Source organism: Synechocystis salina LEGE 00031 (assembly GCF_015207985.1).
Classification (GTDB): domain Bacteria; phylum Cyanobacteriota; class Cyanobacteriia; order Cyanobacteriales; family Microcystaceae; genus Synechocystis; species Synechocystis salina.
The window spans coordinates 1-23,081 of record NZ_JADEVV010000050.1 but is presented as its reverse complement, the minus strand read 5'-3'; the positions used below and the strand labels follow the sequence as shown (position 1 = coordinate 23,081).

Below are 23,081 nucleotides of genomic sequence, written 5' to 3'. Positions count from 1 at the left end.
CAGCTAGATTCTGGGCGGGGTGGCCTGGATCAGCAAAACAGGCAGTTCGAGGCAAATCAATCCCCTCTCCAGTCTAAGGTATTGCCTCCAGGGGCAAAGCGATGTCGCCCTACTAACCGCAAACTAAGGAAGGCTGGAACTTTTTTCTGGGACAAATTCGGGCAAAAAGTTTTGGTCGCTCAAACTTCCCACCGTATGGTGTTCAAATACTTCCGCCGGGGGCAACACCAGGCGATCGCCAGGGACATCCACGGCCTCCATTGCTTGATTTTCCTGGGGATCTCCCGCGGGCAACAGGCCCAAAAAGGGCAGGGGAAGCAGGGTGGAAAGGTTAGTGATAATCACCAACAAAGCCAAATTATCAAACTGGGTTTCCGTTACCCCCAGCCAATGGGTCAGTAATGAACCCAGCTCGAAGGACAATACCCCCGCCAAATTCATCACCGACATCAACAGGGCAAATAGAGTGGCTTCAATGCCCGGTGGACAGAGACGGGCGGCCAGAACCAACACTGGCATAAAAGCAATTTGACCGGTTACGGTGAGAATAATACTGTCCCCCAAGCTAAACCAATGGTCATCAATGCCGATAGCTCGATTAGCGTGGGTAATCAAAATCAGGGTAGTTAACCCTAGGGCACTGGAAATTACCGTACTCCAGCCCATAATTACCCGGAAGGGCAGGGTTTTTAAAAAGCGTTGGTAAAGTCCCACCCCTATCAGTCCGGCTACGCTAGTGACCAAACGCACCCGCCCCAAAAATTCTGGCTCAAAGCCCAACTCGTTGGTGGTGAAATAGAAAAAGGCTGACTCGGCGCTGGGGGTTGCTTGCCAAAAGAAAATAAACAGAGTGGGTAACAGAATAGTTTTTTGGCGCACTGCCTGCCAAACTAATTTAATTTGGGCGCGGGGTTCCGGCTTGCTATCTTCTCCATCAGCAGATGCTTCACTAATCAAAAAAGCTGCCCCTATGGTCAGCAAGGGAAAAATGGCGGTGATGGCAAAGACGGTGCGGGTGCTAAACCATTCCAACAAAGCGCCACTGGCATAGGCGGTGATGATGCCCCCCACTGCGGCTGCTCCCCAGGTGAGGGATTGCAAAGATCCCACTTGGGCCAGGGATTCCCGTTGGGCCCGTTCCACCACCAGGGAATCGACAATGACATCGCCGATCGCCACGGATAGAGAAGTAAACAGCAACACTAACCCAGCTTGGGTGCCGCTACCAACCCAGCCCGCAAACAGTAGCCAACCGGCACTGCCCATTAACCCCGATAACCACAGGTACGATCGCCGTCGGTAACCGAACAGGGGCACCGTGTCCGACAGTAAACCGAGCACTGGCTTAATAATCCACGGGGCCGCTCCCAAACCAATCAGGGCTCCCATGGCCGCTGGACTCAGCCCCAATTCATCTTTGAGGAAAAAGCTCACTGCTAAACGGGAAAGCCCCAACACCCCCTGGACAAAGTAAATACTCAGGATGGCCAGCAACTCCCAACTGGGGGCATTGCCCAAAAGCACTTTTTCCCGCAGGAAACGCTTCAAAGGGGTGGAAAATAAAATGGCGATCGGGGTCATAGGTAAGGCAATAAACGGGGTAACTTACTTAATATTTCGTTACGTATTCCCCATGGTAGGACATTTCTTCCAGCCAAGACCCCAACCCCTGCATCGATTGGAGTCTGGCATTAAAGGCGATCGCCAGCCATGGGCATTACCCAATCAACCAAATATGCCAAAGTAAGCGTCCTTCCTCTTACCGCCCACCGCCTGGACCCTCCACCATTAAGGGAAGGGCTGGGTTTCCTTTAACTCCTAATTCCCCCTGCACTATGCTGGAAACGCTTTGCTCCCATTACCTCAAGGTCTCGCTCAAGTTGCTGTCCCCGGTAGGGGATGGCTGGGCACAGTATTGTTAATTTGTTTTAATTGCCATAATTATTGAGTAAAAACCAGTTATCCAGGATAGCCAATAGTGAATGCTCTCTCAATTCCCACTTGGATGGTTCATGTTTCCAGTGTCATTGAATGGATAGTGGCGATCGCCTTGGTGGGTCGTTATGCCGCAAAGGCCGGTTATGGCCACTGGCGGGCCCTGGCCTGGGGAATGGTGCCAGCATTGGTGAGTGCGATGTGTGCTTGCACCTGGCATTTCTTTGACAATGCTAGTCAGTTAGATTGGTTAGTGACGCTCCAAGCCCTGACCACTGTGATCGGTAATATTACCCTTTGTCTGGCGGCCTGGTGGATTTATCGTCAATCAGCCCAGCCCTCTGCCCCCAAGCCCTGATGGAACTTAGCCAAATTTTTGCCAAGGAAAATCTCTTTGCCCTTTCCCTTTTTCCCTACCTGGGTTTCCTCTGGTTTCTACGGCGATCACCCCAAACCCCCAAGCTAGTGCTGGTGGGATTCTATGTTCTATTAGTGTTTGTTTTGGTAACTATTCCCGCAGGGCTCTATGCTGAAAGCCATTACCAAGCCCAGTTGGCCGACGTGGATTGGCTCCATGGCAGTGCGGAAGTATTTTTGTCCGTTTCTAACCTGTTGGTGGTCTTTGGTTTTCTCCAGGGGCTAGCCCAACAATCAACGGATAAACAGGAAAATAGCTAAGTTTATTTTGGTAGATGGAAAGTAGAAAATTGATGGGAAATTGAACTGCCTAACTACCTATCCAGGGGAAACCGCACTGGGTAGTTGCACCCGAAATTGACTGCCCTGGGGAGAACTGCTGACACTAATTTTGCCCTGGTGATGCTGCACAATGGCCGCCACGATCGCCAGCCCGAGACCAACCCCTTGATTAGGCGATCGGGAAGGATCAGCTCGAAAAAAGCGGTCAAATAAATGGGGAATTTGCTCTGGATCAATGCCAACTCCGTTGTCTGCCACTGTGACCTGTAAGCTAGGTTGCCTGGGTCGTAGGGCTCCATGGTCAGGGGTACAGCGTTCTAGGGTAAGGGCTACCGAAGGTTCCTGTTGTTGCTGGGGCTGGCTATGGTCAAAGGCATTGGTAATTAGGTTAGTAAATAGGCGAGCCAACTGGTCCCAATCTCCCTGCACGGTAAAGTCTTCCTCCCGGTTCTCTCCCTGGCTTTCAATTCTGAGGGAAAGAAAAATTCCTCGTTGTTCAGCACTGAGCCGTTGCTCTTCAATTACCTCAATTAGGAGCGCATCCAAGGGAATGGTCTGCCAAGTCCGGCCGAGGGTGCCACTGTCGGAACGGGCTAGGAAGAGAAGATCATTGACCAGATTACCTAGCCGTTGGGTGAGTCGTTCAATCACCTGGAGTTGTTGCCGTTGTTGTTGGGGGTCTGCTTCGGGATAGTCCAAGGCTTGTTGCACATTGGTTTGAATCACTGCAATCGGGTTTCTTAGTTCGTGGGAGGCATCAGCCGTGAACTGCTTCAAGCTCTGGTACGATTCGGCGATCGGCTCCATTGCTAAACCCGATAAAAACCAACCAATGGCCGCCGCACTGCTCACTAAAATAACCAGCCCCACACTCAAATCCCAGATCAACTGTTGGGCCGGCTTAGTAACCTCAAACCAAGGATGACTTACCCGCAGATAGCCCAATACCGTACCCCTCTCCTCAATTCTTTTGGTTACCTGGCGCAACTGGCGATCGCCAGAAAAAGACACCGCCTCTGCCTTAGATTGGCTAGAAAGGGAAAGGGGGGAATTGTTGCCCATGGTGGACCATAGCAAACGACCCTCCGCACTAAACCACTCCAAATCAATGTGGTCATCGTCCACTGAAGCGTCATTATCTCGAAAACTAGCCGACACATTCAGGCCATATTCCGCCTGGTCTAGGCCCTGTACCACCAGGGAACGATTTACCACTTCCACCACATGCTTAAGGGTGTCATCAATCCGTTCCACCAGGGTTTGACGGACATAGAAATAAACCCCACTGGCAAATAGCAACAATAACACCGCCGTTACCAAGGTGTACCAAAGAGCTAAACGTCGACGGGTGGCCTGAAACATAGCATTAATTGCCGTTGGAATAGATTGAAAAACCCCTTGAGCACCGGATTAACGGGGAGAATCACATCAAACCTTCCCATTGTTGGAGCTTTAGAGCAGTTACGGCATTTTAGTGCCACAGCAAAACCCTCATAAAATAAGCGTTACGGCTGTTTTATGGAGATCAAGCTGATGCGGGATTCGCTGTAGTGATAAAGAAGGGAGTGTGAACTAGATTTTCTCTGCGGATTACCGCCCCAAGGTTAATCAAAAGGAAAAGGACAGCAATCCTCCTTAATTATTTGGCAATCTGGAAAATTAAGCCAACTTCTAAGCCGTTTTGATATCCAACTCCTTTGTTTCTGGTTGAATTAAATGCACGTCCCGCTGGGGAAAAGGAATGGAAATATCTTCTTCGTCTAGCTTCCGTTTAATTGCTTCAGTTAGCTGCAATTTGAGGCGGAAGTAATCCTCCGATTTTACCCAGGGACGCACGTAGAAATTAACACTGCTATCCCCCAATTCTCCTAGGGCAATAGTAGGGGCAGGTTCTGCACAAACTTCACTATTTTGATCAAGCACCCACTGTAAAGAAGACCGCACATGGTCAATATTTTCTTCGTACCCCACCCCGACGACTAAATCTATGCGGCGCTGGGGCTTACCCACATGGTTAATAATGTTATTTTCAATGATTTGTTTATTGGGAATGGTCACCAAGCGATTGTCGTAGGTGCAGATAGTTGTCGAAAGAATTTCAATCGATTCCACTACCCCTTCAATGCCAGCGACTTCGATCCTTTCCCCCACCCGAAAATAATTAAACAATACTAGTAGAATGCCAGCCGCTACGTTAGCGAGGGAACCTTGCAAAGCTAGACCGATCGCCAGGGTGGAAGCCCCCAAAAGAGCTACCAGGGAACTGGTTTGAATACCCAACTGGGCTAAACAGAGAACAAAGAAAACCAACAAAAGTATGTAGTAGCTGATATTTCCAGCAAAGGAAATAAATGTTGGTTCCAGGCTGGACTTTCTGAGGGCCCTAATGATTAGTTTTTGTAGCCTTCTCGATAACCAAAAACCAATTAATAAGATTGCTAGCGCAAAAATAATTTTCAGAGAAGCAGTGATTATTAAATCAGTAATTGCTTGTTGATCATAATTGAAAATGTTATTTGAAAAAAGAGGCATAACGGAACAAAAGGAACGACAAATTCACCAGCAATGGTGTAGGCAATAGGCTAAGAAATAAGTTAAATCAGCCTAGACAAGGGCAACGGGTTTACCTACTTTTTTACCCAAGGGAAAACCGAGGGCTTCCCGTTGTTGTAAATAAATGTGGGCCACTTCCCTGGCTAAGTTGCGAATGCGACCAATATAGCGGGTGCGCTCAGTCACGGCAATTACCCCCCTGGCGTCCAATAAATTAAACGCATGGGAGCATTTCAGCACGTATTCCAAACTAGGCAAAGCCAAACCTCGTTCGATTAACTGTCCCGCTTCCTGCTCGTAAAGGGCAAACAATTGAAACAATAAATCGGGATTAGAAGCTTCAAAGTTGTAGGTACATTGCTCCACTTCCCCCTGCCAGAAAATATCTCCGTAGCTGAGCTTTTCATTCCACTGAATTTGGTCGATCGCCTCTACATTTTGCAGATACATGGCCAGCCGTTCCAAGCCATAGGTAATCTCGATGGAAACGGGGCGGCAATCAATGCCCCCACACTGCTGAAAATAGGTAAACTGGGTCACTTCCATGCCGTCGAGCCACACTTCCCAGCCCACGCCCCAGGCCCCCAGGGTGGGGGATTCCCAGTTATCTTCCACAAAACGAATATCGTGATCCTCGGGCTGAATACCCAGGGCCCGCAGGGAATCAAGATACACTTCCTGAATATTGTCCGGGGAAGGTTTGATTAATACCTGATACTGAAAATAGTGCTGCACCCGGTTGGGATTTTCGCCGTAGCGGCCATCAGTGGGACGACGGCAGGGCTCCACATAGGCCACCGACCAAGGTTCCGGCCCGATCGCCCGCAGAAAAGTGTGGGGATTCATGGTGCCAGCGCCCTTTTCCGTGTCAAAGGGTTGGGCAATGAGGCAACCTTGTTGGGCCCAAAATTCGTTTAACTTGGCGATAACAGCTTGGAAAGTAATGGTCATAGAAAGCCAACAGCTTGATGCTAAATAAATACTAAATGACTAGACAGTGATGAACAATTTGGACTCTGGATCATAGCTCCAAGCCAGGCCATCAGGGTCCCTAGTTTGACTCCAGTCGGCAAAATTGTCTTCATTTTTGCGGCGGGCCAAGGTGCTGGAAGTGGTGTCTAAGCGCTTGGCTAATTCCGATTGGATCAGGGTCAAGGAGGAATTGCTGGGAATAGTTTCCGCCTGAGTAGATTCCGTTGGGGCCGTGCCTTCAGCTACCTTTTCCTCTTCCTGTTGCTTACGGGCTTCCTTAATTTCCGCCAATTGAGAAAAAGGACTTTGACCCACCGGGGTAGCCATCAATTCTTCCTGGGGGGGCACTAGGGGATGGTCCACCACCGGAGCTGTGGCAGCGGCTAACTTGGGAGAACTGGGGTCAGGTTCCTTCGATTCCGGTTCACTGTCGTCAAAAATGTTGCCCAGGGTACTGGAAGAAATAAAGTAATAAACTTTTGCTTGCCCCACCTGTTTTTCGTAGGGGCCATACTCCGCTACCTTGTCATTAAGATAACGTTGGGCCGCCCGACCTTTGGCAATGCCCGCATCAATCAAATCTGCCTTGGTGATGATGCCCTGATTTTTTTGCACCAGTTGGTTAAAGAGGGGATCGATAGCGACGCATTTCTGTTGCCATTGGTAGTTATCCCAGGCCACCCAGGCGATCGCCAAGGTGAGACCCAACAAAATCCACCGCCAGGTTTTGTAGATAAAAACCATAGCCACGGCCAGGGGCAGAATTAGTACTAACAGTCCTTTGGGATCACTTTCGGCAACTTTTCCAGTCATGGCAACTCAGCAATTGAACCAGATTTTAGATGAATCGAATCGAAAACAGAGTTAAATGTTAAGCAAAAACGGACAAATCTGCGGCAATGATCACAACAGTTTGCGGCTCAAATTTTACCCCAGCATCACCAACATTGACCTAACGGCTAGTCAATTCCCAGCCGTACAGTAGGGCCACAAAGACCGTGAGGGCGGCCATGCCGAGGAAGATTCCCCCCGGTAAAAAGGTAATAATGCCCCAGCCCCTCAACAAATATAACGCTAGGGTCAATCCTACCAAACCTAATAAGGGTTTTCCAAATAAAGAAGAGGACGATCGCCGTTTTTTACGTTTTTCTGCCAATGTCTGCTCCTGCAAAATTTAGGACAATTATCGGTGATTCACGTTAATACTGGTCATAATCCCATGGCATGGCAAAATTAACGGCCATCGATAATGACTCAATTCGTTAAATCAAGGACAAACTCAGCAAAATTAATACTTCACTCCATTCCACCACAGCGCCGTAGGTGTCTCCGGTATGACCTCCGAATTGTTGGGCAAACCAACGACCTACCCTCCAGGCGATCACTGCCGCTGCCCCGGTACCCACCCCCATCAACCAAGGGGTAATTCCCAAAATAATTCCCAGGGCCGTTCCTCCCCCAACCATAATGGCCGTGCCCAGCAGTAAATCGTGCCCCAATTTTAAATTTCGTTTATGCATTGCGCCTTTGCCATCGGCCTTCAAATAGGGATAAAGGGCGATCGCCAACAGTTGGCCCCAACGCCCCCAACCCAAGGCCATCACTAGGGCCCAGCTTGCTAAGCCTTTGGAATTAAGGCTAGCCAAGGCCATGGTTTTTAGTAATAACACCACGGCGATCGCCATCACGCCATAGGCCCCCGTTTGACTGTCCTGCATCACCGCTAAACGTTTATTGGGATTAGTCACCGCTAAACCATCGGCAGCGTCCGCCACCCCGTCTAAATGCAGTCCCCCCGTTAAAGCTAACCAAAGGCTAACCACCATGGCCGATTGCAATAATTTATCCATGCCTAACCATTGCAACCCCTGACCCACCGCCAGCAAAATTAGGGACAACAGAAGCCCGATGAGGGTGATCCAGCGGGCAATGCGGTCAAAATTTACCGGCCAACTCCGAGGCCAGGACAGGCGGGTGTAAAACAGAATTGCTGCCCCCACACTGTCCCCACCCCAGAGAAAATACCAACGACGCCACCATTTCATAAATCACCATTCCCAGGGCAAGGAGTCGCCACTCCGCAAAAACTTAAAATATAGTTACGAATTCTTGGGCTAAGATCAAAATTAACGCGGGGATCAATCAAATCGCTCCACCGATGGCTTGGCAACCCAAAACTAAAATTCCCCATCTAGACTAATACTTTTGCGTGATTTTCGTTAGTAATCCTGGTGGAATTTATAACCGTAAATATTCATCCGTAACCGACCGACCAAGCTTTTTACCCCGCCCTCACCCCCATGAATCCTGAATTTCACTCTCCCCTACTACCAGCTCCCTGTGTGATTGAACAGGGTATTTTGGTCAACAAAGAAGATATGCAACGGGTTCTAAATGATTTAGGACAAGTTAATTACTACTATCAATTGGACGGCAAATCCCAAGCGGAAGGCCAAGGTTGGATCTTGGATGTGTTTAGCGATGCCCAACAGGCCACCATTGTTACCAATCAATCTCTTTATCTCAATGTCAATAGCTTTGACTATCTGGAAATTAGCCTAGACCACCAAGGAAAAACCATTGTCGACCTCTGGCAGGAAAGTCGGCATTTAAGGCTAGTGCCTTTGGATGATTGGCTCAACCCAAGGGAAGGTTATAGTCAACTTATGCCCCTGGATTTGGAAGAAGCGGTGGCGGAGGTACTGGCGGCCCGGTTAGATGTGCAGAGGGACGAGGAAGACTTTTGATTTGCTTTGGATTCCAGCAAGCTCGCTTAATCAAGCTAATGATCAATTTGATGACCCCCCACCCAATTGTTGGTAATCAATGCTAAGGAGAGATCGGGTAACCAAACCAACAAAACCCCATGGGTGATGGGAATAGCAGCGAAAACCGATTTCCGGAATCTAGTTCGGCCCTTGGTAATATTCGTGGGTGATGTAGGGTGGTTTTTCCACTGTACCGATCGCCTCCCCCACCTGCACTGTCGCGCCCTGATCAGCCAGCTTAGTTTTAAGGTAGCCAAGCCCCGTCAATCCCTTCACACTGGTTAAAACCCCCACCTTTTGTCCTTCCAGGGTAATCACTGTTCCTGCTTCCATCGGGCGATCGAGGGCAATGCGCCACAGCCGCTGTTTCACTCCTTGGTAAGTATTCAAACGGGCAATGGTTTCTTGGCCAATGTAGCAACCCTTAGTGAAGGAAATGGCCCGCCATAGTCCGGTTTCAAGGGGATTGTAATCCTCAGTCAGTTCTTTATTTGCTTGGGGTCTGCCCTGGTGAATCCGCAAACCTTCCCATTGGTCGGGGGTAATCACAGCTAAATCTCCCCAAAGTTGGTCGATTACTGCCTGTTGAGTCGCTGGAAAAATTACTGTATAACCAGGTAAATCCAACCCTGTTTGGGCAGAAACGAGTAACTCAACTCCCTGCACCGATTGGGCTAACCATTGGTTCCCGGCGGGTAATTGCCAACCCAAATGATCTTGTTCTACTTTTTCTCCCAACAGTACCACCGCCCGATAATGGGCAGATAAATCCTCCAGTTCCACCTTGTCGAAGGGGAAAATAAATCGGTCCATCCATTGCCAGAGGAAGTCTTTTCGGTTGGCTTCCACTTGGATCCAAAGGGAGTCTTGACGTACATAAACCGTCGCTAACTCTAGAGTTCTGCCGGTGGAATTGACGAATACGGTTTCAAACCATTCCCCCACTGTCCTGGTTTCCACTGCGTTGGTGGTTTGGTTGTGTAAAAAGCGTCGTCGGTCTTCCCCTTGTAAGGCAATCAAACTAAATTCGGGCAGGGGATAGAGCCAGGTTTGCTCCAGGTCGAGGGGATGGGCCATGAATATCTCTAAATTTAAGATTTAAATCGCGAATTGCAGTGTCCAGCAATGAAATCAAGAAAAAGTGGATTTTGTGCTTGCTTGCTTCAACTTTCCATTCTCCACATTTTAGCGGCGAATGAACGCCCTGTTGTTAGGAGCTTCTCTGCCTCCATTTTTGAAGAGCAAAACGGGACTGCAGTAGTCAAAAAGTTCTCTATTTGCTGTCTTAAAAAAAGTTCTATTGATAAATTAGGCGCCATAGTCAGAAACCCAAGGGTCTAGCTTAAATTCTTCCCGTAAAAAATCAATAAAACAATGAACTTTGGCGGGATAAAAACGACTGCGACGATAGACGGCGTAAATGGGAAAAGGCACAGGCTGACAATCCTGTAAAATAACTTTAAGATCCCCCCGATAAATATCCTCACCAAACATCCAAATAGGGGCGATAGCAATGCCTAAACCTGATAAAACTGCGGCTCGCACAGCAACGGAGCTATTAGTTTGAAAACTACCTTTAACATTGATTTTAATAACTCCATTATTTCCATGAAAATGCCATTCATTAATGGTAGATAAGGAAGTATAGATAATACAATTATGCCTGGCTAGATCTTCTGGTGTTTTCGGTTCCCCTGATTTTTCAAAATAACTGGTGCTAGCTACCGTTACACGACGGGTGATACCAATACGTTCACTAATTAGAGCTTTATCTTGATGATTACCAATGCGAATAGAAAGGTCTAGTCCTTCTTGCACCATATCGACAAAATAGTCAGCCATCATTAAGTCTATTTTGACCTGGGGATAGCGGCTGATAAAAAGATTTAAGCGGGGCACAATTTGCATTTCGCCAAATAGGACTGAACAACCCAGACGTAAAATACCAACGGCTTTCTCTTTGCCTTCTAAACTAGCTTCTGCTTCAGCAACTGTTTCCAAAATTTGTTGACAGTATTGATAATATTGTTTTCCTTCTTCTGTCAGATTGAGTTTGGTCGTAGATCGAGTGATTAACTTTACCCCCAAATGTTTTTCTAGAGCGGCAATTTGTTTACTGACGGTTGGTTGAGTTGTTTGTTGTTCCCTCGCCACGGCGGAAAAGCTATTCATTTCGATCGCTCGAACAAAACTCTGCATACAAGCAAGACGATCCATAACAACACCTATTCCAATCTGGCATATGGCATATTCCATTTTGCCGGCTTCCCATCAAAAAAAAAATAGGCAATGATGATTCCGTCAATAATTTCTACGCCTAAAAACTTGATGTTAAGACTCAAACCCTTTAGTCCTTTGCTAGCTCCCCTTATCCTAGCTGGCACAATTGCCATAGGAGATGTCGCCTTTCGCAGCTTTCTACCCCACACTCAAAATACGGCGATCGCCGCTCCCCCTTCAGCCAGCCAAGAACAGATCGAACTAATTATCACTAGCAAAGGAAAAACTGGTAGTGGAGACCAATTGAGGCGATTTTTCTATGGCGATCTAGAACCATTGGGGGTTCAACCTGGGGGTGCTGGAATGGTTGTCAATCTATACAGCAAAAAGAACGATGTTACCTTTTCCTATTGTGCAACCTACGATGTAGTTGTTGCGGTGAAGGGAGGCAGGATTGCCATGTTTCCCGCCAATGAAGTCAAGTAACCCTCCAGGAATTTGTTCAATGAGGACTATCTTTAGGGGATATGATAGGTTATAGCCTTCAGCTATCTCCCAAAAGATTGTGAATTTACAGATTGAATTGTACAAGTTTCATCAAGAGTCCTTGAAAAAAACGCCTCCTGAAAGGGCTGTTATTTTTTCGGATTTTATTGAGGGTTTGAGTGAGGAATTTAGAAACCGAAGACAATTAAGAATAGGAGATTTTGCCCCGGATTTTACCCTCAAGAATACCAAAGGAGAAACGATCATTCTCTCCGAACAATTAAAGAATGGTCCCGTATTACTTAAATTTTTTCGAGGCTACTGGTGTCCCTATTGTGGACTAGAATTACGAGCCTATCAAAAGGTTGTTAATAAAATTAGAGCATTGGGAGGGACAATTCTAGCTATTTCCCCCCAAACTCTAGCTGCTTCACAAAAAACTATTGATCGTCATGATTTGACTTACGCTCTTCTCAGCGATAATGGTTTTCAAACAGCCCAGGATTATGGATTAGTTTTTACCGTTCCCGATGCTGTTAAGCAAATTTATTTACAATCAGGCTATGTCATTCCTGAGCACAATGGTATAGAAGAATGGTTATTACCTGTACCAGCTACCTTCGTAATTGATCGCCGCGGTTACATCGCTTTGTCCTATGTCAATGTGGATTTTCGTGTTCGCTATGAACCGGAAGATGCAATCGCTATTTTACTGTCCCTTTTTGTTGATCATTGACCCAATTTTCTTTTATTGATTTCAGGAGTTAAATACCATGAATATTCGTCCTATTGTTAGTTCTTTGTCTGCTTTAGCTGTTTCTATAGCCCTGTTGCCCTTTGGTGATTTCCCAGCCGAAGCACAAATGACAATGCATTTTACTACTCCTTTTGTAACGGACTCTGGGTTTGTGGGAGCAGCTGGTAATATGCACTATATTACCCTAGGAGTTACGGGATTTTCGCTTAAATCTGCAACCATTGGTTTACCTATTGACATGGAACGTTCGATTGAAGTTAAGGCTTTTGATCCTAATGGTATGGAAATTCTCGGTACCCTAAAAAAATCTCCAGGGGGCATAACCATCGATTTTAACCAACCCATTGACCCCAATACCTATGTAAGATTGCAACTATCAGGAGTAGACATGTCAAGAATGGGGGGGCGTGCTCTTTATCGGGTTAGCACCCAATTACAGGGCATCGAAGGAGAAGTTCCCATTGGTTCGGCAATGATTCGCTTGAAAGATCCTAGCTAATTTCAACTGTTACGGAGGATGATATTGCACTATTGATAATTATGGGGGAATCAATGCTGAATGGCTAGTTTTTAGTTTCTTGAATTTTGTTTACTAAACTCAATAATTGTTTTTATGATTGACTTTCAAGATGCCTGGGCCTTGTTGCATCCCGCGATCGCCATTATTTTGGTTTTCCCCCTTTTAGGTATTGTGCTTAACCGTGCCTTACTTACCCGTCAGCGACGTTTGGCGACGAAAGCAGGAGAAAAAAGCAAAATTCCCCCGGTGGTTGGCACTGAGCATGTGGCGATAGGAAAATATTTAACTATGGCGGTGGTAGGTGTTACTTTCTTAGGATTAGCCTATCCTCTTTTTTCTAAATTCATTAATGAAAATGTGATTTCTCAAGAGCCTTTGCGGATTTTTTTGGTGATTTTTCTATTTGCTTTAAGTATAGTCTCCTTTGTTTTTCTTTTTCGATCTAAAACGAAACTTGGGCGAGGAATTTTTGCTGTTTTAACGGGAATGGGACTGGTGCTCCTAGGTTGTCAACCTGAAATTTATCGTCGGGGGCATGAATGGTTTGTTTCTCATTTTTACTACGGAATTTTAGCTGCCCTGCTAATGATTTTTTCCGTAGCTACCATCCAAGATATTTATCAAGACCGTCAAAATCGTTGGCGCAATGCCCACATTATCATTAATAGCCTCGCCTTATTGCTTTTCATTGGTCAAGGTATAACAGGAACAAGGGATTTACTGGAAATCCCTCTTCATTGGCAAGCATCGTATGTTTATCAGTGTGATTCTGTCAGTAAAACTTGTCCTCAACCCAGATAAAAATAGAATTACTAAAATGAACCAGCAACGAATTTTTGATTTAGAAAAAATAATGCGTTTTTCTAAGCAAAGGGCAACGGTAACGCCGGTAATCGAGACAGAAAATTCTAGTATTGCTATCTGGGCTGTTCAACCTCAGCAAATTGTTGAACCTCATTCCCATCCCGATGGTCAAGATACCTGGGTTATGCTAAAAGGTACTTTGACTTATTTTTTGGGGGAGCATCAAAGTCAAACTTTGACGCAAGGGGAAGTGGCGATCGCCGAAAAAGGCCAAGTTCATGGGGCGATCAATCATAGTCAAGAGAATGCAGTTTTTGTTTCCATTTATTCGGCTCCTCAGATTGGCTATCAACGGGAATTGGATTATTGATGAAAACATCTATTTTTATTTTTGGCACTTTTTTGAACCGGATTCCGAGCCCGATTTATCTTGCCCTTGCCGTAGTGATTTTTTCAGCGGCCAATGCTGTCACTACTCGAATCATTGAATTGGGGCAAGCCTATACGATTGATGGCCGTAACCCTATTTCTCTTTGTAATGTTCTTTTTGTTGGTAATCTATGCGCCTTGGGTTTAATGATTTTGATTTTTTACCCTGATTGGCAACTGCACAAATTAAAAAAAGTAGCCTTAAAAGATTGGCGTTTACTAACTATTACAGCTATTTTATCGAGGGCGATCGCCCCCGCTTTGATGTTCACTGCTCTTGGGCAAACAAATGTAACTAATGTTGTTTTAATTGGACGACTGGAACCTATTTTTACTTTAATTTTAAGTGTTTTTTTGCTAAAAGCTTCGGTGAATCGATTAAGCATAGTGGCAACCTTGATTTCCTTTATTGGAGTCGCTGTTACTGTTTTTTTTGATATTTCTGAACCGGCTAAGATGGTTATGAATTTGGATTTTGGACTGGGGGAAAGCTTAGTGGCGATCGCTGCTTTTATTTCAGCAATTACAACAATCCTAAGTAAACAACAACTGCAATCTATTCCAGTAAGCATTTTTACTGTTTATCGTAGTTTGGTAGGAACCTTTGTCTTTTTCTGGATGGCAGTTATCCTTTATGGTTTTCACCATTTCGTAGATGTTTTTGCGCCAATTCTCTGGCAATGGATGCTAGTTTATGGAGCTATTATTGTTGTTCTTGGTCAATTAGCTTGGTTAGCAGGTCTTAAATCTGCAAGTTTCATTCAGATTAACTTAGCGAGCCTAGTCACTCCTATTCTTGCCATTATTTTTGCCTATCTGATTTTACAGGAAACGCCTACAGAATCCCAGTATTTAGGCGGAATTTTGCTACTACTGGGGGCAATACTAAGTTTTATAGATAATTTACAAACGTCAAAAAGGGAACAGACTGTAAAATCTTTAAATCCTCGCCAATTAATGGATACGGACGTCGGTTTTCGAGGAATTTAGCTGAAGCTACTGGATTTGTTACCCAAGAGTAACTTAGTTTGAGTTAATTCTAATTTTTTCGAGTTTCGATAACGATGGTTCCATTTTTTCTTACTTTATCAAGTCATGGAATTAAACTTCATCATCCTGGCTTAAATTTATTAAGATTAATGTTTCTAATATTTCTCTTGGTTTTATCTAATTTGAAGGGCCATAATGACTGGAGTTGGCGATCGCCATTGGTGGGAGCTTGCTGTCGGTGGGGAGAGGGTGTCAGAATGGGAAGCCGCTGACCTCATCCTCCGGCCATGACTGATACTCCCATCCTCGGCACTGTTAAAGAACCCCAACGGGACTATCGCACCCTCGATCGCCAGAAGTTAACGCCGATGTTCCAGCACTACACGGAGGTGAAGGAACAGTATCAAGGAGCATTGTTGCTCTACCGGGTAGGGGATTTTTTCGAGTGTTTTTTCCAGGATGCGGTCATCATTGCCAGGGAATTGGAACTAATTTTAACTAGCAAAGAAGGGGGCAAGGAAATTGGCCGGGTGGCCATGACGGGGGTGCCCCACCACGCCCTAGAACGCTACGCCCGACAGTTGGTGGAAAAGGGCTACGCCGTAGCAATCTGCGACCAAGTGGAAGATGCCGCCGAAGCCCAGGCAGAAAAACGGATGGTGGAACGGCAAGTAACGAAGTTGCTCACCCCCGGCACCCTCACCGACGACAGTATGCTCCCCGCTAAGCGCAATAATTTCCTAGCGGCGATCGCCATGGTGGAAGACAAATGGGGCCTAGCCCACGCTGATATCTCCACCGGGGAATTTTTCACTTGTCAGTCTAGTAATTTGGATGACCTCGCAGTGGAATTGCTGCGGCTGCAACCGTCGGAAGTGCTTATTCCCACCTCTGCCCCCGATATTCGTAATATTTTGCGCCCAGGGGAGCCTTCAGAACATATTCCCAAACAATTGCCCACCAGTTTTTGTTATTCCCTCCGCTCCCAAACTCCCTTTTCTTTGGTGGAAGCAAAACAACGGTTATTGACTACTTTTCGGGTCAAATCTCTGGAAGGCATGGGTTGTGACGCTTTACCCCTAGCAATTCGGGCGGCGGGGGGATTGTTGGAATACATCGAAGATACCCAAAAGGCCCATGTGGTGCCCATTCAACCATTAAAGACCTATGGGTTAACCGATTTTCTGGTGTTGGATCACCAGACTCGGCGCAACTTGGAAATTAATCAAACCGTGCGGGATGGCAGTTTCCACGGCTCCCTGCTCTGGGCTTTGGACCGTACCAGTACCACCATGGGCAGTCGAGCTTTGCGGCGTTGGCTATTGCAGCCTTTATTGGATCTCAAGGGTATCCAAGCTCGCCAGGACACCATCCAAGAGTTGTACCATCACCCCGCCTTACGTCAGGATTTGCGGCAATTGCTCCGGCAAATTTACGACTTGGAAAGATTGACGGGGAGAATTGGGGCGAACACCGCCAGTGCGAGGGATGTGTATGGCTTGGCCTCTTCGTTGGTGCGGTTGACGGATTTAGCTGCATTGGCCCAGGAAGGCCATAGCCCCTATTTAAAAGCTTTACAAACAGTACCGCCGGAGTTGGAAGAATTGGGCAAATATGTTCTAGCTCATATTGTGGAAAATCCCCCCTTACATATCCGGGAAGGCAACTTAATTCGCAGTGGCGTTAATCCAACCTTGGATGAAATGCGTCAAAGTTTAGAAGACGATAATCAATGGTTAGCCAACTTAGAAGTAACGGAGCGGGAAAAAACTGGCATTGCCAATTTAAAAGTAGGTTATAATAAAGCCTTTGGTTATTACTTAAGTTTACCCCGCAGTAAATCGGAACAGGCTCCAGAAAATTACATTCGCAAACAAACCTTAGTCAACGAAGAAAGGTATATCACACCGGAATTGAAGGAGCGAGAAACCCGTATTCTCACCGCCCAGGCTGATTTAAATCAATTGGAATATGAAATTTTTAGCGAAGTGCGGGGCGCAGTGGCGGAAAAAGCCCAACCAATTCGGGACGTGGCCAAGGCCGTGGCGGCGATCGATGTGTTGGCAGGGTTAGCAGAGGTGGCGGTGTATCAAGGTTATTGCCGTCCCATTATCCAAACCGAGCCAGGTTTAATTGATATTAAGGCCGGTCGCCATCCAGTGGTGGAACAATCCCTGGGAGCCGGATTTTTTGTCGCTAACGATACCCAATTAGGCCATGACCATTGGCATCCTGATTTGGTGATTTTAACCGGCCCCAACGCCAGTGGTAAAAGTTGTTATTTACGTCAAGTGGGGTTAATCCAATTAATGGCCCAAACCGGCAGTTTTATTCCTGCTAAAGCCGCAACCCTCAGCATTTGTGACCGTATTTTTACCAGGGTGGGAGCAGTGGATGATCTGGCCACAGGGCAGTCAACTTTTATGGTGGAAATGAACGAAACTGCCAATATTCTCAACCATGCCACCGCAAGATCTTTGGTGTTACTAGATGAAATTGGTCGGGGTACCGCTACCTTTGACGGCTTGGCGATCGCCTGGTCGGTGGCGGAATATTTAGCAGGGGAAATTCAAGCTCGGACAATTTTTGCCACCCATTACCATGAGCTGAACGAGTTGGCTTCTTTATTGGAAAATGTGGCCAATTTTCAAGTTACCGTGAAAGAATTGCCGGAGGAAATCATCTTTTTGCACCAGGTGTCACCGGGGGGAGCGGATAAATCCTATGGCATTGAAGCGGGACGTTTGGCGGGGTTACCTAGTTCAGTGATTACCAGGGCCCGGCAGGTGATGGCCCAAATTGAAAAACATAGTAAAATCGCCGTTGGTTTACGCAAGGGCAATCGGGGCAAGGTAATGGCTAGTCAAACGGAATCGACAGCAGCGGAAGATAGGACCAAACAGTTAGATATTTTCGGTTTTTAACCCTGTTGATGTTGCTCAATTAACGAAAAACCATCAACAACTGCATTTATTGGTTGGGGAAAATTTCTGTCACCACCCTTTCTGGACTGGTACTGGTTACCACCACATTATTATCAGGCAAAGAACCCTGGGCCAAATCCCCAGTGAGGTTAAACTTTACGCCTTTCTGTTGCTCATAAACAATGTTGCCCTTAGCCTGCAACGTTTGGGGACCAAAATTATAGGTCAACTCATCCGCATATAGTTGGGATTGTTGTTCTTGGCTCGTGGTATTAGTGCCCTGTTCTAGTTTGGCAATCCCTGCGGCCAGATTGACGGCTCCCCGGTTACCCCGCACTGTAATTTGTTGTTTATAATCCACAATACTAATCGGCTTATCGGTGGTCACAAAACGAGTCAAATAGTACCAACTAATGGGTTCGGCGGCAATTTGTAACGGTGGTTCAACGGATTTAAACTGATTTAAGCCCGCTAAATGTACGAGCTGCTGTTTCAGCAACAATTCTGCTTGGTCGCTTTTTACTTCGTCGGTGGCAGTTTGATCAACAAAACGTACCAGGGTCAACGGGCGATCGCCAAAAACCCGGTTATTTTTAATTTCCCAGGTGATTCTGTCAGTTTTGAGTTCCAGCCGACGGGGGTCTTTCGGTTTATTTTGATCCTTGGTATTGTGCTCAGTTACGGCCACCACATCACCAGAAACAATTAATTTTTCTTCCTTAGTTTCATAGCGCCCTTCTTTCGCCGTGACGGTCAAATCAGGATGTTCCCCCTTTAGATCTTGCCGAGCTGTGAGAATGCTAGATTCAGTTTGCCATTCTACCTCCTGGGCTCGCAACACGGCTTTATTACGGGGATCAAGGGCAACAATATTCTCCCGCAGGAATAGGGCTTTGCCATCTTCAATAATTTCCCCCTTATCCGCCTTCACCTGGAGTACCACTTTGCCATCTTCGTAAAAATCCCCCTTCACATTCACCAGGGTGGCATTCTTCCCATCAACGCTATAGCGAGCCTCCTCCACCTGAATTTTCCACACCGTTTGCCCTTTTGCGTTGGCCTGTTCTAGGGTGGCATTGTTGAGGGTAAGGCTACTTTCTTCCTTGGGGGGGGGAGCTTGACTGCGTTGTTCTAGGGGATCGGGGGGCGCACAACTGCTTAACATCAACGTGCTGAGGAGTAATCCTCCCCATAAAACAGAGGAGCAACGACGTAGGGGCAAAAAAAAAGAAGTTAGCAAAGTTTAACGAGATAATTTGAAAATAAATGATTTAAATAAGGCTATTTTGAGCAAACTAATCCCCAGGGGAAGATCACGAAGCATTCTACAACTCCATTGCCGCTTTCAGTCTTCTATTCTAGACGATCGCCTAAATCAGAGTTGTCTCCATTGGCGATCGCCTTTTTTGCTGTAGCCTGATAGCTGGTCATTGCGGGGAGCGATTTCAGAAGGGTAAAGTCATAATTTGATTGATCCATTCTTCCGCCGTTGACACTTCCCAAACCATGATGATTCCATTAATTGCTTCACGAACTGGCAGATTCTGGGCGATAACAATAACGCCATAACTGTTCTGAGAAAGGATAAACTTACCAAACTCCGTTGGCATTGTTTTGCGGTCGTGGGTAACTAAAATCCTTTTATCCTGCGCCGCAATGGTTAACACTTTTTGATCTTGAACACCGTCAAGACCAACTCCATTCGCCGACTGAAAATCCAGATTTGGGCACCTACGGATTACACCAGTCACGATCGCCTGTTTGAGATCAGCGTCAGCTTGAAACCTAACCCTTGTCATGACGCCTGTGATAGTCGGGCTTGACCTGCCATTAGTAATTGATACAACTGAGGACTTCTTTGCTGACAATCTTTCTGTAGCTGTCCAAACTCAGCTTCCCCATTTTGCAAATATGTATTAACAAACTCACGATTAGCAAGATAAAACGTTATCGCCCCATAAACTTGCTCAAGGGAAAGAAGAGGAAAATTTTGGGCAATGACTTCCGGCGTTTCCCCCTCAAGAAAGGAATATACTACTGAGTCCAGTGAAACACGACTTCCTTTAATCCAATATCCTTCCTCTCGTTGTTCAATGTACTGCTTTGTCGGGATAGATGCTAAAGCCAAGGGACAGAACCTCGAAAAACGCTGCTTTTATTTTAGGGGAATTTCACAAGTATCGCCGAGCCCTAAACAACGCTGCGTCAGCAGACCTTAGCTCTTGACGTTAGCATTGAAGCGGCGATTAAGTGAGGTCTTATGTACGAATATTTGTTGTGGCGATCGCCTTTTTTGCTGTAGCCTGATCAAAATTACGACGTGGAAAGTTATGAAAGAAGACCTATTGTCCTTTCTAGCAGGGGTTGGCTTATTGGTGCTTTACCTGATTTGGTCCGCTAAAACCGAAATGGGTACCCGTTGGCCCTGGCGGAAATGAATCGTCAAGATGGGCAAAATTGGTTGAGATAGTCAGAAACTAGAGCTATGCGATTGGGTTGGGTTTGAATGGTGAAAGCTTCCCGTTCCAAGTCCTGGCGATGAATTTCGTTATAGCGCAACCAAAATGGCCGGGCATAGACCAATGGTTCAACTGTTACCCCCAAAGGAGCTAGTTGCCCTTTGCCTTTACATACCTGGGCGGCGTGTACCGCCTCATGCACAATAACCGGCACAGCGATCCCCAACTCAAAGGTGAGAGGGTGAATCCAGATGGTACGGCTTTGGGCATTGAGCAGTCCATAGGCCCCTCGTTGGGGAGGAGGGGATAGTAATACCCTAAAATTTTTTGCCTCTAATTGTTGCTTTAAACTGGCAAAATCTGGGTCCACAGGAGATGTTTGGGCATTGACTCTATTAACGGCAGCGAGCAGTAACCAAAAGCTGTAGGCTAAAATCAATCGGGTAAATCTGGTTTGCACAAGCAAGATAGTATAAGTGTTTGCAGTAAGAGCTGCTGGGGTCAGAGTCGCGGCCAGATTTTTGATCCAGGCGGGCTAACATAAAATTTTACTAAAAACACTCCCAGAGCCCTTTAGCCGAGATTAATCGCCAAAACAACGTCGGGCTAGATACAATAAACCCTACACCTCAAAAGTGTTGGGCCTTGCCCCCAGGGGTAGGCTGGGAGACTGCAATTTCCCCCACCAGGGCTCAGAATATTGATTGATCGATGGAAAAAATTACTGTGTCAAAACGTCATTGGTTGCTTTTGTGGGGATTACAATTGGGCTTGGCCAGTGCTGCGGCCCCGGTGTTTTCCCAGGCGATCCTGCCCTACACCCCCAATTTAGACCAACAACAGTTAGAGGATCAGGGGCTGGCACTCACGGAAGATGTGGTGCAATTGGTGCGATTTCAGCAGTATGACCTGGCCTTTCCCCGGGCCAAACTGGCAACCCAACTAGCGCCGGAGCAGTTTCAAACTTGGTTCATTCTCGGCACCCTTTATCTACAACAGGAAGAGGTGGAGCCGGGCATTGAAGTGCTGAAAAAAGCCGAAGCCATGGCCCCGGAGGAAGCAGGCATTAAATTCACCCTAGGTAATGCCTATTTTCAACAGGGGGAATATAACCAAGCAGTGGAAGTTTTGCTGGCCGGTTTAGCCCAGCGCCCCGACACCCCCGCCGCCCTCTTTGATTTGGGCAACGCCTATCTAAAATTGGTTAAATATCCGGATGCTGTCACTGCCTACCAAAAGGCTCTGAAAGCGGAGGAACAGTTTTGGCCAGCCTTGAACAACATTGGTTTGATCGAATACGAGCAGGGAAAAATTGACACTGCCCTCAAACGTTGGCAAGAGGTGATCAAAATCGATGCGGAACAGCCGGAACCCCAATTGGCGATCGCCGTGGCATTGTACAAGCAGGGCAAAACGGAAGAGGGATTGCGCAAGGCCCAGGATGCCCTTAACTTAGATAGTCGCTATGGGGAAATTGATTTCCTGATTAAGAATCTTTGGGGAGAGAAGTTAGTGGCGGACACTAAGGCCCTATTTGCCACCCCCACCATGGTGGAAGTGTTGCGGACCTTGCCGCCCCCCAGTGATGATCTGTAGCGGGCTAGGTTTTGCTGGCCCGTTTTGATAAGTCGTTAACCTTGCCATTGCCATGACCCCAGACCAAGTAATTGTTGCCCTGGATGTACCGGATTTGCCTAAGGCGATCGCCCTGGTGGATCGTTTGCCGGGGGTGAATTTTTGGAAAGTGGGGCTGGAATTGTTTGTGGGGGCTGGGCCAGGTGTTTTGGCGGAGTTAAAGGACCGGGGTAAGCGCATCTTTTTAGACCTGAAATTCCACGACATTCCCAACACGGTTTTGGGAGCCTGTTTGTCTGCCAGTCGGTACGAAGTGGATTTGTTAACCCTCCATGCCACTGCGGGGAGTCAAGCCCTAACCCTGGCCGCCCAAGCCATGGCCCCCTTGGAGCATCCCCCCAAACTGTTGGCCATTACCCTACTCACCAGCATTGGCGATCGCCAGTTACGGGAAGAGTTGCAACAACCGTTGGCAGTGGAGGACTATGTCAGTGCCATGGCTCAGTTGGCCCAAAACGCTGGCATTGATGGGGCAGTGTGCTCCCCCCAGGAAGTGGCTAAGCTAAGGCAAATCTGTGGCCCGGATTTCTTACTAGTTACCCCCGGCGTGCGGCCCCTCTGGTCTGCCCAAGGAGATCAACAACGGGTAACCACTCCCTCCCAGGCGATCGCCGCTGGAGCCAACTATGTGGTCATTGGCCGGCCCATCACTGCTGATCCTAATCCTGAAGCCGCTTGGGAAAGATTATGCCAAGACCTTGCTGTCTGAACTTATTCCTGTTCTCCCAGGCTGTCAAATTTGGCCTATCTGTCACTGGTCTGACCTTGGTGGTGCTCGCTAATCTGGGACTAAATCCCAGCCAAGCCAGAAATCGGCCATCCTCCGACCAAGGCCAATGCCAGCAATCCCTGACGGAATTGATGCCCCCCCTGCTGGAAGCGTTGCCCAGTTATACCAATCGGGTCATGCAGCGGAGTCAGATTGGCGGT

General features: G+C 47.0%; 24 protein-coding genes and 2 pseudogenes. 13 read left to right on the top strand and 13 right to left on the bottom strand.

Annotation, left to right across the window (positions count from 1 at the left end):
• Window positions 1-123: 123 nt before the first annotated feature.
• A complete protein-coding gene (locus tag IQ217_RS15105) occupies window positions 124-1,581 on the bottom strand; it encodes a folate/biopterin family MFS transporter (RefSeq protein WP_194020578.1) in 1,458 nt (485 codons plus the stop codon).
• A 397-nt stretch (window positions 1,582-1,978) separates the two neighbouring features.
• Here IQ217_RS15105 and IQ217_RS15100 point away from each other — a divergent pair, with 397 nt between their 5' ends.
• Both IQ217_RS15100 and IQ217_RS15095 read left to right on the top strand, forming a co-directional pair.
• Entirely contained in the window at window positions 1,979-2,293 is a 315-nt protein-coding gene (locus IQ217_RS15100; protein WP_190595809.1) for a DUF2499 domain-containing protein, read from the top strand.
• Window positions 2,248-2,613 carry a DUF3593 domain-containing protein gene (locus IQ217_RS15095; protein ID WP_194020577.1) on the top strand — a complete coding sequence of 122 codons (366 nt, stop codon included), beginning with the start codon at window positions 2,248-2,250 and terminating at the stop codon, window positions 2,611-2,613. Before IQ217_RS15100 ends, IQ217_RS15095 begins: the two co-directional genes overlap by 46 nt.
• A gap of 57 nt (window positions 2,614-2,670) precedes the next feature.
• Here the strand turns inward: IQ217_RS15095 and IQ217_RS15090 are convergent, their stop codons facing one another.
• From IQ217_RS15090 to cobS, 6 genes and pseudogenes are all read right to left on the bottom strand, one after another.
• On the bottom strand, window positions 2,671-3,996 hold the full coding sequence (locus tag IQ217_RS15090; protein WP_194020576.1) for a sensor histidine kinase: 1,326 nt from the start codon (window positions 3,994-3,996) through the stop codon (window positions 2,671-2,673).
• 309 nt (window positions 3,997-4,305) lie between these two features.
• Window positions 4,306-5,197 (bottom strand): annotated as a pseudogene (locus tag IQ217_RS15085) (mechanosensitive ion channel family protein).
• A 41-nt stretch (window positions 5,198-5,238) separates the two neighbouring features.
• Complete coding sequence (gene glyQ, locus IQ217_RS15080; RefSeq protein WP_190595814.1) at window positions 5,239-6,138, bottom strand: glycine--tRNA ligase subunit alpha; 900 nt, start codon at window positions 6,136-6,138, stop codon at window positions 5,239-5,241.
• Window positions 6,139-6,177: 39 nt separating this feature from the next.
• A complete protein-coding gene (locus tag IQ217_RS15075; protein WP_194020574.1) occupies window positions 6,178-6,972 on the bottom strand; it encodes a hypothetical protein in 795 nt (264 codons plus the stop codon).
• A gap of 139 nt (window positions 6,973-7,111) precedes the next feature.
• A complete protein-coding gene (locus IQ217_RS15070) occupies window positions 7,112-7,315 on the bottom strand; it encodes a hypothetical protein (RefSeq protein ID WP_190596032.1) in 204 nt (67 codons plus the stop codon).
• A gap of 106 nt (window positions 7,316-7,421) precedes the next feature.
• Window positions 7,422-8,204: an adenosylcobinamide-GDP ribazoletransferase gene (gene cobS / locus IQ217_RS15065; RefSeq protein WP_194020573.1), complete on the bottom strand. Its 783-nt coding sequence runs from the start codon at window positions 8,202-8,204 to the stop codon at window positions 7,422-7,424.
• Between the two features lie 255 nt (window positions 8,205-8,459).
• On the opposite strand from cobS, the gene IQ217_RS15060 reads away from it, so the two are divergent.
• Window positions 8,460-8,906 carry a hypothetical protein gene (locus IQ217_RS15060; protein WP_190595821.1) on the top strand — a complete coding sequence of 149 codons (447 nt, stop codon included), beginning with the start codon at window positions 8,460-8,462 and terminating at the stop codon, window positions 8,904-8,906.
• A gap of 159 nt (window positions 8,907-9,065) precedes the next feature.
• Here the strand turns inward: IQ217_RS15060 and ygfZ are convergent, their stop codons facing one another.
• Entirely contained in the window at window positions 9,066-10,004 is a 939-nt protein-coding gene (gene ygfZ / locus IQ217_RS15055; protein WP_194020572.1) for a CAF17-like 4Fe-4S cluster assembly/insertion protein YgfZ, read from the bottom strand.
• A gap of 231 nt (window positions 10,005-10,235) precedes the next feature.
• Window positions 10,236-11,144, bottom strand: coding sequence for a LysR family transcriptional regulator (locus IQ217_RS15050; protein WP_194020571.1), 909 nt, complete (start codon window positions 11,142-11,144; stop codon window positions 10,236-10,238).
• A 138-nt stretch (window positions 11,145-11,282) separates the two neighbouring features.
• Between IQ217_RS15050 and IQ217_RS15045 the strand changes: the two genes are divergently transcribed.
• From IQ217_RS15045 to mutS, 7 genes are all read left to right on the top strand, one after another.
• Window positions 11,283-11,633, top strand: coding sequence for a hypothetical protein (locus IQ217_RS15045; RefSeq protein ID WP_476718275.1), 351 nt, complete (start codon window positions 11,283-11,285; stop codon window positions 11,631-11,633).
• Window positions 11,634-11,712: 79 nt separating this feature from the next.
• Entirely contained in the window at window positions 11,713-12,369 is a 657-nt protein-coding gene (locus IQ217_RS15040) for a redoxin domain-containing protein (protein WP_194020569.1), read from the top strand.
• 37 nt (window positions 12,370-12,406) lie between these two features.
• Window positions 12,407-12,889 carry a hypothetical protein gene (locus IQ217_RS15035; RefSeq protein WP_194020568.1) on the top strand — a complete coding sequence of 161 codons (483 nt, stop codon included), beginning with the start codon at window positions 12,407-12,409 and terminating at the stop codon, window positions 12,887-12,889.
• A gap of 114 nt (window positions 12,890-13,003) precedes the next feature.
• Window positions 13,004-13,711 (top strand): DUF4079 domain-containing protein, encoded by a 708-nt coding sequence (locus IQ217_RS15030; protein ID WP_194020567.1) that lies wholly within the window; start codon window positions 13,004-13,006, stop codon window positions 13,709-13,711.
• Between the two features lie 16 nt (window positions 13,712-13,727).
• Window positions 13,728-14,084, top strand: a complete 357-nt coding sequence (locus tag IQ217_RS15025) for a cupin domain-containing protein (RefSeq protein ID WP_228025772.1) — start codon at window positions 13,728-13,730, stop codon at window positions 14,082-14,084.
• Window positions 14,084-15,133 (top strand): DMT family transporter, encoded by a 1,050-nt coding sequence (locus IQ217_RS15020; protein WP_194020566.1) that lies wholly within the window; start codon window positions 14,084-14,086, stop codon window positions 15,131-15,133. The genes IQ217_RS15025 and IQ217_RS15020 overlap by 1 nt, the downstream gene beginning before the upstream one ends.
• 287 nt (window positions 15,134-15,420) lie before the next feature.
• Window positions 15,421-18,057, top strand: coding sequence for a DNA mismatch repair protein MutS (gene mutS / locus IQ217_RS15015; protein ID WP_194020565.1), 2,637 nt, complete (start codon window positions 15,421-15,423; stop codon window positions 18,055-18,057).
• 46 nt (window positions 18,058-18,103) lie between these two features.
• On the opposite strand, the gene lptC is transcribed toward mutS, so the two are convergent.
• From lptC to IQ217_RS14995, 4 genes are all read right to left on the bottom strand, one after another.
• The gene (gene lptC, locus IQ217_RS15010; RefSeq protein ID WP_228025771.1) at window positions 18,104-19,297 is read right to left on the bottom strand and encodes an LPS export ABC transporter periplasmic protein LptC; all 1,194 of its coding nucleotides are present in this window, start codon (window positions 19,295-19,297) and stop codon (window positions 18,104-18,106) included.
• 205 nt (window positions 19,298-19,502) lie between these two features.
• Window positions 19,503-19,856 (bottom strand): DUF5615 family PIN-like protein, encoded by a 354-nt coding sequence (locus IQ217_RS15005; protein WP_194020564.1) that lies wholly within the window; start codon window positions 19,854-19,856, stop codon window positions 19,503-19,505.
• A complete protein-coding gene (locus IQ217_RS15000) occupies window positions 19,853-20,185 on the bottom strand; it encodes a DUF433 domain-containing protein (protein WP_190595844.1) in 333 nt (110 codons plus the stop codon). Before IQ217_RS15000 ends, IQ217_RS15005 begins: the two co-directional genes overlap by 4 nt.
• A gap of 314 nt (window positions 20,186-20,499) precedes the next feature.
• Window positions 20,500-20,982: a hypothetical protein gene (locus tag IQ217_RS14995; protein ID WP_228025770.1), complete on the bottom strand. Its 483-nt coding sequence runs from the start codon at window positions 20,980-20,982 to the stop codon at window positions 20,500-20,502.
• 245 nt (window positions 20,983-21,227) lie between these two features.
• Between IQ217_RS14995 and IQ217_RS14990 the strand changes: the two genes are divergently transcribed.
• The 3 genes and pseudogenes from IQ217_RS14990 to IQ217_RS14980 all read left to right on the top strand — a co-directional run.
• Entirely contained in the window at window positions 21,228-22,112 is an 885-nt protein-coding gene (locus tag IQ217_RS14990; protein WP_190595846.1) for a tetratricopeptide repeat protein, read from the top strand.
• Window positions 22,113-22,164: 52 nt separating this feature from the next.
• Window positions 22,165-22,860: an orotidine-5'-phosphate decarboxylase gene (pyrF, locus tag IQ217_RS14985; RefSeq protein WP_194020563.1), complete on the top strand. Its 696-nt coding sequence runs from the start codon at window positions 22,165-22,167 to the stop codon at window positions 22,858-22,860.
• Window positions 22,839-23,081 (top strand): annotated as a pseudogene (locus IQ217_RS14980) (hypothetical protein); the annotation flags it as partial. The gene pyrF and the pseudogene IQ217_RS14980, both read left to right, overlap by 22 nt.